This is a genomic window from Sandaracinaceae bacterium (genome assembly GCA_020633055.1).
GTDB lineage: Bacteria > Myxococcota_A > Polyangia > Polyangiales > Houyiibacteriaceae > JADJJE01.
Genome location: JACKEJ010000006.1, coordinates 400,751 through 416,570 on the forward strand (window position 1 = coordinate 400,751; position 15,820 = coordinate 416,570).

Sequence of the window (15,820 nt, forward strand, 5' to 3'; positions counted from 1 at the left end):
CGCGCGTGACGTACGATGCGCTCCATGACCCACCGAGGTGCCTCCCGGTTCGTGCGGCTCGCCTGTTGCTCCGTGCTCGCGCTCGTCCCGTCCCTCGCTGGCTGCGGCCGCGGCGCAGGTACCACGGCGACGGCCCAGGTGACGACACCCGCGGCGCCCGTCGTCGAGCCGCGCAACGCTACGGGGCAGCTGCTCGAGGACTTCTTCTTCCAGAACCTCACCGCCACCGACCGCTTCGACCTGGACGCGGCGCTCGACGAGGGCGGGGGCGGCTCCGACTACTACGACGAGGAGGCGGCGGGTCCGTACTACGACGAGACGGCAGCGGGCGCGGAAGACGACACGGAGGCCACGGCTGCGTTGGTGGCTGACGCCCGCGCGCTCGACGCGCTCCTCGCGCAGCTGCAGGAGGGCCTCACGGCGGAGCAGCACCCGCTGGCAGGTGCCGTCGACGAGGTCCGTTCCGGGCTGCAGACGGCGCTCGAAGACCCCCAGACCGGCATGCTCGAGGTGATCATGCGCGACGCGCCCTTCCAGCTCTCGCAGTGGTCGTTGTCCGTCACTCAGCGGTACGTCGACACGGAGGACCCGCGGCCGAATCAACCGACGGACTGCTCCATTGGCACGATCGCCCTCTACGCGGCGATCTATGACGCCTTAGTGGAGGCCTCGGCCGACAGCCACGTGGAGCTCAACTCGTACGTCAGCGAACAAGACGCGTGGCTCGAGGAGCAGCAGCAGCACCTCAGCGCGGCGCAGGCGTTGCTCGAGTGGCTGGACAGCGACCCTCCGATCCGCGGAGACGGGTCGGAGGCGTACGACCGTGTATGGGACCTAGCGGAGGCGCTCTACGACCCGGACGCCTTCCTGACCGAGGGCACGGGGGCGGCGGTGACGACGGCGCTCGATGCTCTCGGCAACGCCGAGACGACCGACGAGTTGCGCGCAGCGTTTGCGGTGCTGCGGACGTCGGTGCTCGCGACGCTCGCGACCGTGCAACAGCCGCCGTACCGAGCGGAGATCGCAGCGTACCAGGTCATCCCCGAGCAATTCGGCCTCGCGCTCGACCAGCTGCCAATCCCCGGCCCACGGGCGGCCGTCGCCGTGTTGGACCGCGGCGATCTGGAGGCGGCGTTCCGGGCGATCGACTGGGGCGCCGACCACCTCGACGAGACGGCGGCGTGGGTTCGTACGGCCTGCGAAGGCACACGGTGGGAGGTTCCAGCCGATGCTCAGGCGCGGGCGCTCTCGCGTTCTCGTAGGTCGGTGCGGTACGCCGCATCGCACCGCGCGCACGTGCCGCGCTCCATGCGTCCCGCCGCGCCTCACCCCTCACGTCCCACCGCCGCCGACGGTGCTCGTGGTGCACGTGGGGCTTTCGGCCGGGCGCAGTCGCTCAGTGCAGCACCTCGTCCGGCCCGGGCGGAGGGGCGTCCTGCGCGCCCTCGCGCAGCTCGTCCGGGACGCGCAGCGCCTCGAGCTTCGTGACCACGCCGGCGTCCACCGCGTTGCCCTGCTCGGGCAGCGTGAACGAGCCCTGCACCCAGCGCGGCACGAACAACAGCGCCTGCGCGCTGCCCTGGTAGCCCAGCTGCACCAGCATGCCCGGGGCATAGGCCACACACTTCTTGTCGCAGCAGTGGAAAGCCTCGCGCACCACGTACAGCCCCTCCGCCGCCAGCGGCTCGAGGCTGCTCGCGTCCTCCGGGCTCGGCAGCGTCGTGCCGCCCGCGTGGAACTGCGCGCGGTTCTGCTTCCAGCTGGCGGGCAGGTACACGCCGGGCCCCGGGTTGCCGTGGTTGTGGAAGTACACCAGCCGCCCCGCCGGGACGGCGCCGATGGCGCGGGTGGTCCTGTACAGCCCGCACGGGGGCAACGTGGGTTCGCTCATGGGCGGGAGCGTAGCAGGCGCGGACCGGTCTGGACTTCGGGGCCCCCGACTTCGGGAGCCTAGGCGCGGGACGGCGAGGGGGAACGCCGCCCAAGACAACCATAGCGGTTGACGTGCTAGGGAAAATCAGATACGACATGCGAATGCACAAGAGGATGGGGCTGCAAGTAGTTGTGTGCGCGATAGCGTTGTCCTGTTGGTGTCCGACGAAGTCACAAGCACAGGACCCTACCCTATGTGTTCGAACGAGCCTGAACTTCGAAGGTGCGATAGCAGGGCCCGACCCGCGGCTGTCCGCCGAGTCGTTTACCGTTGAGACTTGGTATCGGCGGAAGGCGCTGCCGGACGACACCGACAGCTTCTTCCACGTACTCTTTCAAATAGACGATCCCGACGAGATCGGAAACCGACTGGCCGTCATCGTGCACAACTTCGGCGGTGACACCGTACTTGAGTTCCAGTCAGCCGGCGTCGTACAGGTTCCGGTGTCGTCGTTTCTCGTCGACCAATGGCACCACGTTGCCATCACGTTTGATGGCATGATACTCACCGCCTACGTTGATGGCATTGTCGTCACAGAAGTCCCGGGTGGGCCGGGGTCAGAGCTCTGGATCCTCCAAGATACTGCATTCACATCTGTCCCACTAAACCACGAGTTCTCCGTCGGAAGGGCCGTCAGTGATGCGCTGTTCGGCGCGAACGGAAACTTCTCGGAGACTCGCTTCTGGTCGATCGCACGCAGTCAGCAAGAAATCGTTCAGAGAATGAACTCGCCGATCGACCCAAGTACGCTGGGCTTAGTGGGAGTCTGGCCATTTACTGGTTCTGCCGCGGAGATCGTAAACGGCATATCTACCATCCTTACATGGGATGCATCGATCTGTCGCGACGTCTCCTCTCCGCTCACTGACCCCCCCGGGGACGACGGATCGCCCCCATTCGTCACTCAATGTGAAGCCGTGACGAACGCTACAGTACTTGCGGGGTTCGGCGTGCTTGCCGACGAAGCGCGGTTCCGATGGAGCGCTACGGATAATGTGGATCTCGCGTCTTTTTCGGTTTTCATCGACGACGTGCCGCTACTTTCGGAGACTGAACTACGCTTGTTCGCTACTAGCCTACAAGGCGACGCAGATGTCGAACTGCCGCGAGCGATAGGCGGAGTCACCCGACGACCCCTAAACGTTGCACCTGGGATGCACAGAATTACTTGTATCGCGGAGGACAGTTCTGGGCAACGCGGCGTCGCTATGAGTACGTTTCAGGTCGTCGAGCAAGGACCGGCCCCGACGCTCGAGGTTACGCTCTCGCCGGCGCGCCCGCGGGCGGGTGAGATCGCAAATTTAACCGTCCGAGCCACAACCTCGTCGGGCGAGATGAGGGTCGTTCGCATCTCACCGAACAGTCCGTTCGGCGACACCACGTGCATGCTTGACTCTAGCTCCGGGAACCGGAACATCATCGTCTGCTCGGTCGACTATGAAATCCCAATGAATGGACCCGGGTGGTTCGATGCAACGATCGTTGCTCAGGATGATGGCTTGCGCATCGCTACCGATAGTATCCGCTTCGCCTACGCGATGGGGACCGATTCAGATGCAGACGGGCTCCCGGATACGTTGGAGGCGCACTACTGCACCGATCCGTCGAACCCCGATAGTGATGACGATGGTCTGCTCGATGGCTGGGAGTTTACCGAACTGACATTTCCCGACGGGCGTTCGGTCCCGCTTGCGGCGATGGGCGCAGACCCCTGTCAGAAGGACCTCTTCGTTCACGCGATGGCTGAGGAAGGCATTGACATCGAGGCGGCGATGAACTTCACTGCGGATACATACCTACGCGACCTTGGCGTTCGGATGCACTGGACTTCGGTGATAGTGCCGCGTGTTTCTCCAGGAGAAAGTCGCGGGGCCGAGCAAACAATGGCGCTACCGTCCGACTTTCATCCCTCTGGGTACGCTTTTCCGCCGGAATGGTCGTGGACTCACACTGCGATCAAGTTCAACGCGATTCGCGAAGACGGCGGAGCCCGCCGACGGTTCACTAGCATATCTGCGCTCGCGTCCCGCAACGACTCCAATCAACAGCCTGTGCTCTGTGATTGTCCGGGGGATTTGTCGGCCTGTGCCGACGTACAGCCATCCTGCAGACTCTCCACCCGGCTGCGGAACATCGTGGCGCACGAGCTTGGCCACACGATGGGATTGGGGCACGGAGGGAAGGCCGGCACTCTGCAGCAGCGGGTAAGACTATCGAACGGGCGGGTTGGATACGACTGGGACCAAGGACTTGGCGCACCCAATCAGATGCCAAACTATCGCAGCCTCATGAACTATCGGTACGATGACGCGGAGGGCGCCGAGTGTAGAAATCTGTCCACTGGTGCGGTGACCATCGACTACAGATTCACGCAGACTGACCTAGGCATACTTAACGAGCGTCGACTCGACGAGCGACCAAACTCCGCATGGGCCCAGGCTCTCGCCGCAGAGGGATGCGTCTACTCAGACGACGGGTTCGTGCCGGTCTTCACGTGGAACTGTGGCGACCTTGAAGACAGACCGCAGATGAGTGGGACTGGGTCGACTACTCTCCGGCAAGAAGGAAACCTTCCCGGAACCGACTGGAACTGCGATGGTGTAATCAGTTCGGGGACGGTGCGCGCTGATACACGACCATACGCCGAAAGTGAACCCTTTCCCCAACGCAGGATGGAGGCTACGGCGGACCGCGGAAACGTACCACGGATGACGCTGAGTGTTATCCCGCACGATGGTGACCGGAATTGCTATCTTCAGCCACGCTCGTATCGGGAGCTGATACCTGGATATGCAGATTCTGGAATGACGACTGGTCCCTTGGACCCCATCGGCTGGAACCAAGAGTGCCCGGTGCTGCCTGTCGGGGGCTTAGGCACCTCACCTAGAACGGACCATGTCTTCCCCCCAAACGCCGAACGCTTGAACGGCTTCGACGACGATGCGGATGGCGAAGTTGACGAGGGATTCGCTGACCGTGACAACGATACCGTTCCCGATCGCATTGACAACTGTCCACAGACTCCGAATCCAGGCCAACTCGACGCTCAGGGCGATGGAATCGGGGACGCTTGCCAGGTAGGCGAGCCGACGATCGAGCTTGACGTGGTCGATGGTGTCGTCGCGGTTTATGCTGTTCCAGCCTTCCCGGACTCCCTTGGGGTGGCAGTGTATCGAGTTGCCGACGGGACATTTCACTACCTTGGAATGGCGTCCACGATTGCACCAATAGTTGACTCGGGCGCAGGTAGGAATCCGGTGCAGTATGCTGCCCGAGAGGTTGATCGAGGTGGCTACGAAGGTCAGTTTGTTTACTCAAGTACTGCTACTAGTAACGTTGGTTGCGAGACGATGCTAGGCGAGTACTCGATGACGAAGTACGACGTAGCGGTGGCCCGTGTTGGCAGTCTTGTTCGGTTTCGGGTCGATGCTGAGTTTGAGGCCCCCGAACACTATCAGCCGTCCTCGAACGGACTGTTCCTTCGCACTCTCGCCGACGGTGTTGAGGTATCCGTTCTTGATATTGCCGGTGGCAGTGACTGGCGGACGGCTGGCGGACGGGTCTTCTACGTTGACGCGCTCCATGGGCGCGTAGTGTCCTATACGCGAACGGGAAGGGTGGTCCGACTAACTGCACAATGGTGGGCTCCAGCGTCGGCGGCTTGGCCCTACAGTGAAGTAGTGGTGGGAGTGGAGTGGGAGTTCGGAATGGATGGTAGCTGTGCATTCCCGGTGCCTGAAGAACTCGACTGTGCGGCGTGGCCGCGCCAGAGACCGCTCCGGATTCAATGTACATTGGAGCGTCCATGAAGTCCGCGAGCCATCGCATCGTGTGCTTGACTGTAGTTGCGGTGACGCTCCTTGCGGCAGTGTCCTGCAGTGAGAGCATGGCAGTCCATGATGCGACGGCGCCTGAGGACTGTGGATCCATCGACCCGATCGACTTTCACCCTGTCGAGTGCGTAGTCTTGGAATCAAGCGTACGCGAGATCCGTATGCCGCCCGGCGCTGATGGAAGTTATACTGTCGCGAGAACTGAAGTGGTGGTCTACGGGCATCTTTGGGTCGGAACGCCGGACCGTTGGTTGGTCCAGCGAACTCCTCGAAATTCTTTGAGCAATACTCCTAACATCTGCCCGAACGCTCCGGTCGTCGGAAGAACCTGCACGAGAGTCCCTGCGGCGGACACCTCAGTGCTAGCGACCCATGCTACGGAGACGATGAGACCGCTTTCTAACGCTGCTGGAGCTCTGTTTGCCAGTTGCGGGACGGTCACGCACGCCAACCTCGTCCGATATGACGCGGCGGGCACCATACTGGATGAATCCGATGCGGAACCAGTGGAAGAGCGCTACGAAGTTCAGATCGGTGAGCGCTGAGTGATGCCCGTGGCGTGCTAGCTAGCTAGCGAGACTGAGCGGTGATGGTGCACGCTCTGTACTGCGTAGCGTGCGGACCAAGTTCCTCCGAACACGCCGAGCACCCGGGGGGCAAAGCGCAGGCGTGTTGCGGCGAGCGGGTCAGCGCGCTCGGCGAGGAGAGGCGCACATCTTGGGCATCGACCGCACTGATGTCCATCGCGGAACGCTCGTTCGAGGTGCTCCTCACTGTTGCGTCCTTCACGGCGAAGAGATGCATTTGCATCATCCGTAGGCCCACGTTACAGTTCGTTCATGATCTGCGCTTGTAGCCGTCTGCTGGGAACCTTGTTATGTGGTCTTGCTAGCGCGTGCGCAGCGGAGGTGCAGGTCGTGGCCGACATGGGCACACCAGCGGACCTGGGGACTCCTCTGGATGCGCAGCAGAATCGCGTGTGTGATCCGCCCGGAGAAGTGCGCAATTACCGGATCGTCTCGATCACACTTCCACCTTACGCCGATGTCCAGGCAGGCGCCGTGCAAGGCTTCGACTTGGACTTCACGCGTGATTCCTGTGGGATGGAAGAAGGACCGAGTGGCGACAACGGACTTGCCAGCCTCGCGGATGATATCTCGCCTGTATTGGATCTTAGGTCCCTGTTGGGTGCCGTCTCGCCGTGTCCAGACGCGGCTGGGGTACTCTGTGTTTCGGAAGGCATCGGCTTTTCACAGTTTGACCCAGGCGAACGCTTGTCTTGCGAACGCTACAGCCTCTTCTCGTTGGGTGATCGCGAAGGAACTCTCTCGTGGTACACGTTCGCAACAGATCACCTGTCAATCCCGCCCTTGCCTGGTGGTCCGATCACCCTGAACCTCACAGGCGACACGGTCTTACAGGTCGAGCTCGAGAGCACGCAGCTGTTGTGGCGACCATTGGGCGAGTCCTCTATCGAGCTGTATTTCGGGGGAATTATGAGTGATGAAGTACTTGAGCGACTCATCGAGTACCTCGTCGCAGAGTCGGGTGGAAATCTGACTGACGGAATCGTTCGCGGATTGGTAGACTCAGCTCGTGACGTTGAAGTAGGCGGTAGCTGCACGAGTATGTCGGCATCTTTCGTGGCTGTTGGCGAGCTGATTGCGGATTGATAAGGCCCTCCGTGTCAGTAAGGCAGGCCCACGTTACAGTTCGTTCATGATCTGCGCTTGTAGCCGTCTGCTGGGAACCTTGTTATGTGGTCTTGCTAGCGCGTGCGCAGCGGATGTGCAGGTCGTGGCCGACATGGGCACACCAGCGGACCTGGGGACTCCTCTGGATGCGCAGCAGAATCGCGTGTGTGATCCGCCCGGAGAAGTGCGCAATTACCGGATCGTCTCGATCACACTTCCACCTTACGCCGATGTCCAGGCAGGCGCCGTGCAAGGCTTCGACTTGGACTTCACGCGTGATTCCTGTGGGATGGAAGAAGGACCGAGTGGCGACAACGGACTTGCCAGCCTCGCGGATGATATCTCGCCTGTATTGGATCTTAGGTCCCTGTTGGGTGCCGTCTCGCCGTGTCCAGACGCGGCTGGGGTACTCTGTGTTTCGGAAGGCATCGGCTTTTCACAGTTCGACCCAGGCGAACGCTTGTCTTGCGAACGCTACAGCCTCTTCTCGTTGGGTGATCGCGAAGGAACTCTCTTGTGGCACACGTTCGCAACAGATCACCTGTCAATCCCGCCCTTGCCTGGTGGTCCGATCACCCTGAACCTCACAGGCGACACGGTCTTACAGGTCGAGCTCGAGAGCACGCAGCTGTTATGGCGACCATTGGGCGAGTCCTCTATCGAGCTGTATTTCGGGGGAATTCTGAGTGATGAAGTACTTGAGCGACTCATCGCGTACCTCGTCGCAGAGTCGGGTGGAAATCTGACTGACGGAATCGTTCGCTTCTGGGTAGACTCGGCTCGTGACGTTGAAGTAGGCGGTAGCTGCACGAGTATGTCGGCATCTTTCGTGGCTGTTGGCGAGCTGATTGCGGATTGATAAGGCCCTCCCTGTCAGTAAGGCTGGGCGGACCTCGAGTTGGTTCGCGGCGTCGGGTTCCTGGCGGCTACTCGAACGCCAGGTGGAACACGCGCCAGCCCGCGCACTCCCCCTCGAACACGTCGCACTCCCGGTGTCCGGCCGCGATCATTCCTCCCGTGACCGAGTCGTGACGCACCGTGACGAGCTGGGCCGCCACCACGTTCCACCCTGCGCTGGCCGTCACGGTGCGCGTGCTCACGTCGATGCGTTGGCCGGTGCAGCCGTCGTCGCAGACCGAGTCGACGCCCCAGCGCGCGCCCCTGCCCACCAGCGCGTACAGGTTTCCATCGGCACCAGTGTCGAGTCCGAGGTACTCCTCGCCGGAGCGTAGCGTCCCGACGGCGCCGTCACGGACGAAGCATGTGGAAGGGTAGACGTGCGCTTCGGTACACGGGTCGATGCGCAGGAGCACGCCCTCGTGCGTGACCACGTGGGTCGCGGTGGCGGAGTCGAAGGCATAGACGCCGTTGACCGCGAAGTCTCCGTGGTACGGCGAGTCGTTGATGAACGTCGGCACGCCCGAAGACTCGACCGCGTAGTAGTGGACGTCCGCAGGGCTGCTCCGCGTGTTGACGGTGATGAACGCGTCCCGACCAGGCACCGCTCGCATGGGGATGCCGTTGTAGGTGTACGGTTCGGAGCTCGCCACGAACATGCTCGTCACCAAGTCGTACGTGTAGAACACGCGGTCCCAGTCGTTCGACGGACCGCACACGAAGCGGTGTTGCCCCACGATGACGGACGACGCGCAGGGCTCGGTCAAGAACACGTCTCCCTGCTCCTCCAAGCTGGCCGTCAGCGTCGTGAGCGCGGCGCCATCGGCGATGCCCAGGTAGGTGCCATCGAAGGCGGCGCTCGTGATCTCGCGCGGCGCCGTCCAGCGGGCCAGCTCGCCACCCGCGCGGCTCACCAACAGCACCTGGTCACGCAGCACGACGACGATGCCTGCCGTGGTGACGAACGCGTCGATCAGGACACCGTCCCCCGCCACGAGCGGAACGGTCGGCGGCGGACCGGCGTCACGCACGGTCCCCATGTCGTCCAGCATCCCGGCGTCCGGACTGCCGACGTCGATGATCGAGTCGTCCGTGACCCCTTGGTCGTGGGGACCGCTGGCATCGACGACGGATGCGTCACCGTCGTGCGCGTATGGGTGGCTCTGTGCGCAGCCAGACCACGCTGCCGCGGCGGACATCAGAACGAGCGCAGGGAACAGTCGGCTCATCGGTAGGCTCCCCTTCATGGGCGGGGTATACCCCCGACGGTCCGAGGGCGCCAACAGGTGCGGACCAAGAATCGAGCGGGGTCAGTGTCCCACGCGGAGGCCCTTGGTCCATCCCCGTCGAACGCGTCACGGTCTAACGGAACGGCGTGCCCGCCGTGCGCGCCAGCTCCACCAGCGCGTCCAGCAGCTGCTCGCTGGGGCGCTTGGCCGCGGGGTCCGCCGGGTCCCGTCCGTCGCGCAGGGCCACGCCGTCGAGCGACGCCACGCGCGCCACGCCGGCGCCCGAGCCCGTGAGGAACACCTCGTCGGCGTCCAGCAGGTCCGCGCGCGCAAGCGGGACCTCCTCCACGCGCAGGCCGAGCGTGTCCCGGTGCTCGCGCGCCAGCTCGAGGATGCTGCGGCGGGTCACGCCTTCGAGCGCGCCTTCGCTCGCCGGGGGCGTCTGCAGCGCGCCGCGGCGCACGATGAACACGTTGGCGCCGGCGCTCTCGGCCACGCGCCCTTGTGCGTTGAGCAGCAGCGCGTCGTCCGCGTGGCGCAGCTTGGCCTCGCGCTTGGCCAGCACGTTGTTCAGGTAGTTGAGCGACTTCACGCGCGGGTCCAGCACGTCCGAGGGCGGCCGGCGCCAGAACGAGGTGACCAGGTCCAGCCCCTTCTCGCGCTTGGCCGCGTCGAACAGCACGATCTGCCCCGCGATGCAGAAGAGCGAGGGCGCGCCGCAGGTGGTCGGGTCGATGCCGAGGGGCCCGACACCGCGGGTCACCACCAGCCGCAGGTAGGCCTCGTCCTTGTCCAGCGCGCGCGCCGCGGCCAGGCACGCCTCCCGCGCGCGGTCCTGCCCGCCTGGGAGCGTCAGGCCGATGGCGGCGCAGCTGGCCTCGAAGCGGTGCAGGTGGTCGGCCAGCCGGAACACGCGGCCGTGGCGAATGCGGATGCCCTCGAATACGCCGTCGCCGTAGAGCAGCCCGTGGTCCAGCACCGAGACCTTCGCGTCGGCCATGTCCACGAGGCCGCCGTTCATCCACACCTTCATGTCGCTCATGTCGTTCTTCCGTTCTTGTCCGTGTGCGGCGCGGGCCCGAGCCGCGCTGCGATGTCTTGGGCCGCCTGCTGTACGGCCGTCGCGAGCGAGGCCTCGCCCTCGCGCTGGAAGTGCCCGGGCGTGGCCGCCAGCGCGACCGTGCCTACCAGCCGCTCGCCGAGGCGCACGGGGGCCGCGACGACCGCCACGTCGGGCATCCACTCGGCCACGTTGGTGTCGTAGCCGCGCTCGGCCGCCCGGGACACGCGCTTGCGCAGCGCGCGCAGCGAAGACGGAGTGGCGTCCGTGAAGCGCTCCCAGCGTGCGTCGTCGGCGAGCCCCACCTGCTGCGGGTCGAACGCCAGGAACAGGCGCCCCGACGCGCTGGCGTGCACGGGCACCTGGGCGCCCACGGTGGGCATGGCGCGCAAGAAGCCCGAGCCCTCGGCCACCAGCGCCACCTCCAGCCGCTGCTCGCGCGGGACCACCAGAAAGCAGCTCTGGCCCGTGCGTCGCGCTGCGTCACGCAGCGCGGGTTCACTCGCGGTCAGGAGCGCGTCCCCCCGCCTGGCCAGGTCGCCCAGCACCACCAGGGCCGAGCCGAGCTGGTAGTCGCCGTCCGCGCTGCGCGTCACCAACCCGCGGGACACGAGGCTCTGCAGCAGGCGGTGGGCCGACGACTTCGGCACGCCCGCGCGTTCGGCGAGCGTGAGCAGGCCCGCGCGCCCGCCCAGGTCACCGAGGGTGATCAGCAGGTCGAGGGCCTTCTCGATGGAGGTCGCGGTGGGCATGGGCGCGCAGGGTGGTTCCGAAATGCGGAACTAAGATCCAATATATGGAACAGCCTGGCCCATCCTCCGGCGCCACGCAAGCCCCCGTGGGCCACTCGTTACACCCACCGGCTGAATCTTCATTCAGTCGTGATAGACTGCGCCCCGCCATGAGCGAACCGAGCGCACCCCGCCCCTACGTCGGCATCCGCCGCCTCTTCATCGCGAACCGCGGGGAGGTCGCGGCGAGGGTCGCTCGCACCTGCGACGCCCTCGGCATCACGCCCGTCTTCGGCGTGTCCGAGGCCGACCGCGACGCCCCCTACACCCGCGGCCGCGAGGTGGTCGTGCTGGGCAAGGGGCGCGCGAGCGAGAGCTACCTGGACGCCCCGCGCGTGGTCCAAGCCGCCGTCCAGGCGCGCTGCTCCGCGCTACACCCCGGCTGGGGCTTCCTGTCCGAGAACCCCGTCTTCGCCAGCCTGTGCGCCGCCCACGGCGTGACCTTCATCGGGCCCACCCCTTCGGTCATGCAGCTCATGGGCAAGAAGACGCCCGCCAAGCGCGCCATGGGGCAGGCTGGGCTCAGCCTCATCCCAGGCAGCGACGGCATCCTGGCGGACGCGGACGACGCCCAGCGCGTGGCCCGCGCCGTGGGCTACCCGGTGCTGCTCAAGGCCGAGAGCGGCGGCGGCGGGCGCGGCATGCGCATCGCGCGCTCGGACGACGAGATCCGCGCGGCGTTCGAAGACGCCTCGGCCGAGGCCCTGGCGTGCTTCGCCGACGACCGCGTGTATCTGGAGAAGCTCATCGAGAAGGGGCGCCACGTGGAGGTCCAGCTCATGGCCGACCGCTACGGCAACGTCGTGCACCTGGGTGAGCGTGACTGCACGGTGCAGCGCAACCACCAGAAGCTCATCGAGGAGTCCCCCGCGCCGGGTCTGGCGCCCGACGAGCTGGCCCGCACGCTCGCCGCCGCCGTGCGCGCCTGCCAGCAGATTGGCTACGTGGGCGCCGGCACCATGGAGTTCCTGCTCGACGAGGGCGGCACGCTGCGCTTCATGGAGATGAACACGCGCCTCCAGGTGGAGCACTCCGTGTCGGAGATGCGCTCGGGGGTCGACCTGGTCGCCGAGCAGATTCGCGTGGCCTCGGGGCACCGTCTGTCGTTCACGCAGGACGACATCGCGCTCACCGGGCACGCCATCGAGTGCCGCATCAACGCGGAGGACCCCGAGCAGGGCTTCAAGCCCTCGCCCGGTGTGGTCTCCCGCTTCGACCTGCCCGAGCAGGTGGCCGGCGCCGTGCGCGTGGATACGCACGTCGAGGCCGGCTACGAGGTCCCGCCTTTCTACGACAGCCTCCTCTGCAAGGTCATCACGCGCGGCGCGACCCGTGACGAAGCGGCTGACCGCATGATCGCCGCGCTCGGCGCGCTCACCTGCGAGGGCGTCCCCACCACCACCGCGATGCACCGCGCCATCCTCGGCTCGACGGCGTTTCGCAGCAACCAGTACGACACGTCGGGCATCCCTGGATGGCCCGCGAGCGAGGCGCGCTGATGGCGTTCGTGAAGCTGACCCCCGTAGGACACGCGCGCGAGAGCGTGGTGGACGACCTGACCTTCCAAGAGCTGCGCGCGGGCTACGCCGAGCTCGAGGCCAAGCTCGAGGCGCGTCGAGCCAGAGTGCGCGACGGCTGGGGCGAGAAGTACGCCGCGCGCGTGCACGAGAAGCAGAAGCTCACCACGCGCGAGCGCTTGCTGCAGCTGTGCGACGAAGGCAGCGCGCTCTACGAGGTGGGCACGTTCGTCAACTTCGGCGAGCAGTTCGGCAAGCTCGAGAGCCCCGCCGCGGGCGTCATCACCGTGTTCGGGCGTGTGCACGGGCGGCTGTGCATGATCATCGCCAACGACAACACGGTGGCGTCGGGCGCGTGGTGGCCGCGCACGCCGGAGAAGATCCAGCGCGCACAAGGCATCGCGCTCCAGCTGCGGCTCCCCACGCTCTACCTGGTGGACTGCAGCGGCCTCTACCTGCCCGAGCAGCGGCGCAGCTTCTCGGGGCAGCGCGGCGCAGGCCACATCTTCAAGATGAACAGCCAGCTGAGTGACGCCGGTGTGCCCCAGGTGGCTGGCGTGTTCGGCGACTGCATCGCGGGCGGCGGCTACATGCCGCTCATCAGCGACCGCGTCTACATGACCGAGCAGGCCTACATGGTCATCGCCGGCGCGGCCCTCATCAAGGGCGCGAAGAGCACCAAGATCACGTCGCTCGACATCGGCGGCCCCGAGGTGCACGTGCACCAGTCGGGCTGCGCCGACGTGCGCGTGCCCGACGACGAGACGCTGCTGGCCTGCATGCGGCGCGACGTCGCGCGCCTGCCCAGCTCGGCGGCCGACTTCTACCGCGGCGACGCGCGCCCGGTGGAGCCGCTCTACAGCCCGCGCGAGCTGACGGGCATCGTGCCCGCCGACCACCGCCAGGCCTACGACGCGTACGAGGTGGTGGCGCGCCTGACGGACCAGAGCCTGTTCTGGGAGGTGCTGCCCGACGTGGGCACCGAGATGATCTGCGGGGTGGGGCGCGTGGGCGGCCTCTACGCGGGCTTCATCCTCAACCGGCAGGGGCTGGTGGACGACCCCGACCACCCCGGCGAGGTGCGCGCCGGCGGGGCGCTCTACCGCGACGGCATCGCCAAGATCAGTGCGTTCTCGCGCGCCTGCGACAGCGACGGCCTGCCCATCCTGTGGCTGCAGGACATCAGCGGCTTCGACATCGGCGCCGAGGCCGAGCGGCACGGGCTGCTGGGGTACGGCAGCAACCTCATCTACACCAACAGCACGAATACCACGCCCATGTTCACGGTGCTGCTGCGCAAGGCCTCGGGCGCGGGCTACTACGCCATGGCGGGCCTGCCGTACGACCCCGTGCTGCAGCTCTCGACGCCCGCGTCGCGCCTGAGCGTGATGGACGGCCGCACGCTGGCCATCGCCACGTACAACACCAAGCTCGACGACGACTTCGAGATCATGACCAAGGACCCGGTGGAGCGCGCGCAGATCGAGCAGGGCATGCGCGAGACGCAGGCGCGCATCGAGGCCGACATGGACCCCTACGTCGCAGCGGCGCAGATGGACACCGACGAGATCATCCCCCTCGGTGAGCTGCGCGCGTGGCTCGAGGTGCTGGTGGAGGCCAGCTATCAGGGCTACGGCTACAGGCGCGTGAAGAACCCGCGCATCTGGAGCCTGCACGACCTGGACGCGCTCTCGCGCGCCGTCGCCCGAGGAGCAGCACGATGAGCGGAGGCAACCCGAAGACGCTGCGCGTGGGCGTGCTGCGCGACGAAGACGGCTCCGTGACGTTGACCTCGCCCGGGGTCGGCGTGTGGCGCCTGGGCCCGAGCGTGGGGCGCGCGCTGCTGAGCGGCGCGGGCGCGGGCAGCGGCGACGAGGCCAGCTGCGGTGTGCTCAGCGTGCTGGGCGTCGAGCATCGGCTGGTGCTGCCACCGGGCGTGTCGGGGCGCGTCGTCGCGCGCCTCTTCCCCGAGCAGCGCGAGCCCACGGTGGACTACGGCGCGAAGTTGCTGCAGCTCTCGCCGCTGGGTGGCGCCGAAGCAGGCGCTGCGGGCGAGAAGCAGGGGCAGGCTGCCACGACGGGCCTCGCCTTCCGCGCGCCCATGAGCGGTCGCTTCTACCTGCGTCCCGCGCCCGACAAGCCCGCCTTCGCCGAGGTCGGCGCCGTGCTCACGCGCGGTCAGACGGTGTGCTTGCTGGAGGTCATGAAGACCTTCAACCGACTGGCGCTCACGGGCGACGACCTGCCGGAACGCGTGCGCGTCCTGGCGGTCGTGCCGGTGGACGGCGAGGACATCAATCGGGGGGATGTGCTGCTTCGGCTGGAGCCGGCGTAGGCGCCTCGAGCGTGACCAGCACGACGTCGCCCACCGCGGTGACGTCGGCGCCGGGGAAGGCGCGCCGCACCGCGAGCTCGTCGGCGTCGTCCGCGTGCCCCCGCAGCCGCACGAGGCTGCCCGAGGGGCCGTCCAGGCGCATCTCGAAGCGCTGGAAGGTGATGCCCTGAACGTCGAGCGTCACCTCGCACCCGCGCGTGAACGCGTGCTGGTTGGGAGACCAGTCGCTCCCGTCGTTGTCCACACAGGCGAGGCGCAGGTCGACCGCGCTCATGCCGAGTCGAAACGGCCCGAGGCCGCTGGGCGCCGCCGTGGGGGTGGCGGTGGTCTCCTCGCCGCCGACGGCGGCGCCGCCGCACCCCATGCTCGCGAGGGTCAGGGAGAGGGCCACGGTGCGGGTGGACATCATCACGGCGAGGATGACACGAGCGGGCGCTGCGGGGTCCCTGGAAGTGCGCGTCGTGTGCGTTTCGGGCCTTGAATCTAGGTCAATTGTCACGCATGTGGGAAAGCTCCGGCGTGGCTGCGAAC

At 66.2% G+C, this 15,820-nt stretch carries 12 protein-coding genes; 7 read left to right on the forward strand and 5 right to left on the reverse strand.

What is annotated here, in order from left to right:
• The first annotated feature begins 24 nt into the window (after positions 1 to 24).
• Complete coding sequence (locus tag H6726_11100) at positions 25 to 1,488, forward strand: hypothetical protein (GenBank protein ID MCB9658186.1); 1,464 nt, start codon at positions 25 to 27, stop codon at positions 1,486 to 1,488.
• Here the strand turns inward: H6726_11100 and H6726_11105 are convergent.
• The gene (locus tag H6726_11105; protein MCB9658187.1) at positions 1,397 to 1,891 is read right to left on the reverse strand and encodes a hypothetical protein; all 495 of its coding nucleotides are present in this window, start codon (positions 1,889 to 1,891) and stop codon (positions 1,397 to 1,399) included. The two genes, H6726_11100 and H6726_11105, sit on opposite strands and share 92 nt — an antisense overlap.
• 143 nt (positions 1,892 to 2,034) lie before the next feature.
• Between H6726_11105 and H6726_11110 the strand changes: the two genes are divergently transcribed.
• The 3 genes from H6726_11110 (at position 2,035) to H6726_11120 (ending at position 8,319) form a co-directional block, all read left to right on the forward strand.
• Positions 2,035 to 5,742 carry a hypothetical protein gene (locus tag H6726_11110; protein ID MCB9658188.1) on the forward strand — a complete coding sequence of 1,236 codons (3,708 nt, stop codon included), beginning with the start codon at positions 2,035 to 2,037 and terminating at the stop codon, positions 5,740 to 5,742.
• 941 nt (positions 5,743 to 6,683) lie between these two features.
• A complete protein-coding gene (locus H6726_11115; protein ID MCB9658189.1) occupies positions 6,684 to 7,439 on the forward strand; it encodes a hypothetical protein in 756 nt (251 codons plus the stop codon).
• Between the two features lie 46 nt (positions 7,440 to 7,485).
• Positions 7,486 to 8,319, forward strand: coding sequence for a hypothetical protein (locus H6726_11120; GenBank protein ID MCB9658190.1), 834 nt, complete (start codon positions 7,486 to 7,488; stop codon positions 8,317 to 8,319).
• Between the two features lie 67 nt (positions 8,320 to 8,386).
• On the opposite strand, the gene H6726_11125 is transcribed toward H6726_11120, so the two are convergent.
• The 3 genes from H6726_11125 to H6726_11135 all read right to left on the reverse strand — a co-directional run bounded on the left by H6726_11125 (position 8,387) and on the right by H6726_11135 (position 11,398).
• Positions 8,387 to 9,586 carry a hypothetical protein gene (locus H6726_11125; protein ID MCB9658191.1) on the reverse strand — a complete coding sequence of 400 codons (1,200 nt, stop codon included), beginning with the start codon at positions 9,584 to 9,586 and terminating at the stop codon, positions 8,387 to 8,389.
• A 133-nt stretch (positions 9,587 to 9,719) separates the two neighbouring features.
• The gene (locus tag H6726_11130; protein ID MCB9658192.1) at positions 9,720 to 10,628 is read right to left on the reverse strand and encodes an aminotransferase class IV; all 909 of its coding nucleotides are present in this window, start codon (positions 10,626 to 10,628) and stop codon (positions 9,720 to 9,722) included.
• Entirely contained in the window at positions 10,625 to 11,398 is a 774-nt protein-coding gene (locus tag H6726_11135) for an IclR family transcriptional regulator (GenBank protein ID MCB9658193.1), read from the reverse strand. The genes H6726_11130 and H6726_11135 overlap by 4 nt, the downstream gene beginning before the upstream one ends.
• 149 nt (positions 11,399 to 11,547) lie before the next feature.
• Here H6726_11135 and H6726_11140 point away from each other — a divergent pair, with 149 nt between their 5' ends.
• Genes H6726_11140 through H6726_11150 form a run of 3 tightly spaced genes read left to right on the forward strand, consistent with a single transcriptional unit; the run spans position 11,548 to position 15,289 of the window.
• Complete coding sequence (locus tag H6726_11140) at positions 11,548 to 12,936, forward strand: ATP-grasp domain-containing protein (protein ID MCB9658194.1); 1,389 nt, start codon at positions 11,548 to 11,550, stop codon at positions 12,934 to 12,936.
• Positions 12,936 to 14,678 carry a propionyl-CoA carboxylase gene (locus H6726_11145; protein MCB9658195.1) on the forward strand — a complete coding sequence of 581 codons (1,743 nt, stop codon included), beginning with the start codon at positions 12,936 to 12,938 and terminating at the stop codon, positions 14,676 to 14,678. Before H6726_11140 ends, H6726_11145 begins: the two co-directional genes overlap by 1 nt.
• Entirely contained in the window at positions 14,675 to 15,289 is a 615-nt protein-coding gene (locus H6726_11150) for a hypothetical protein (protein ID MCB9658196.1), read from the forward strand. Before H6726_11145 ends, H6726_11150 begins: the two co-directional genes overlap by 4 nt.
• Here the strand turns inward: H6726_11150 and H6726_11155 are convergent.
• Positions 15,249 to 15,698, reverse strand: coding sequence for a hypothetical protein (locus H6726_11155; protein ID MCB9658197.1), 450 nt, complete (start codon positions 15,696 to 15,698; stop codon positions 15,249 to 15,251). The genes H6726_11150 and H6726_11155 overlap by 41 nt on opposite strands.
• Positions 15,699 to 15,820 lie beyond the last annotated feature (122 nt).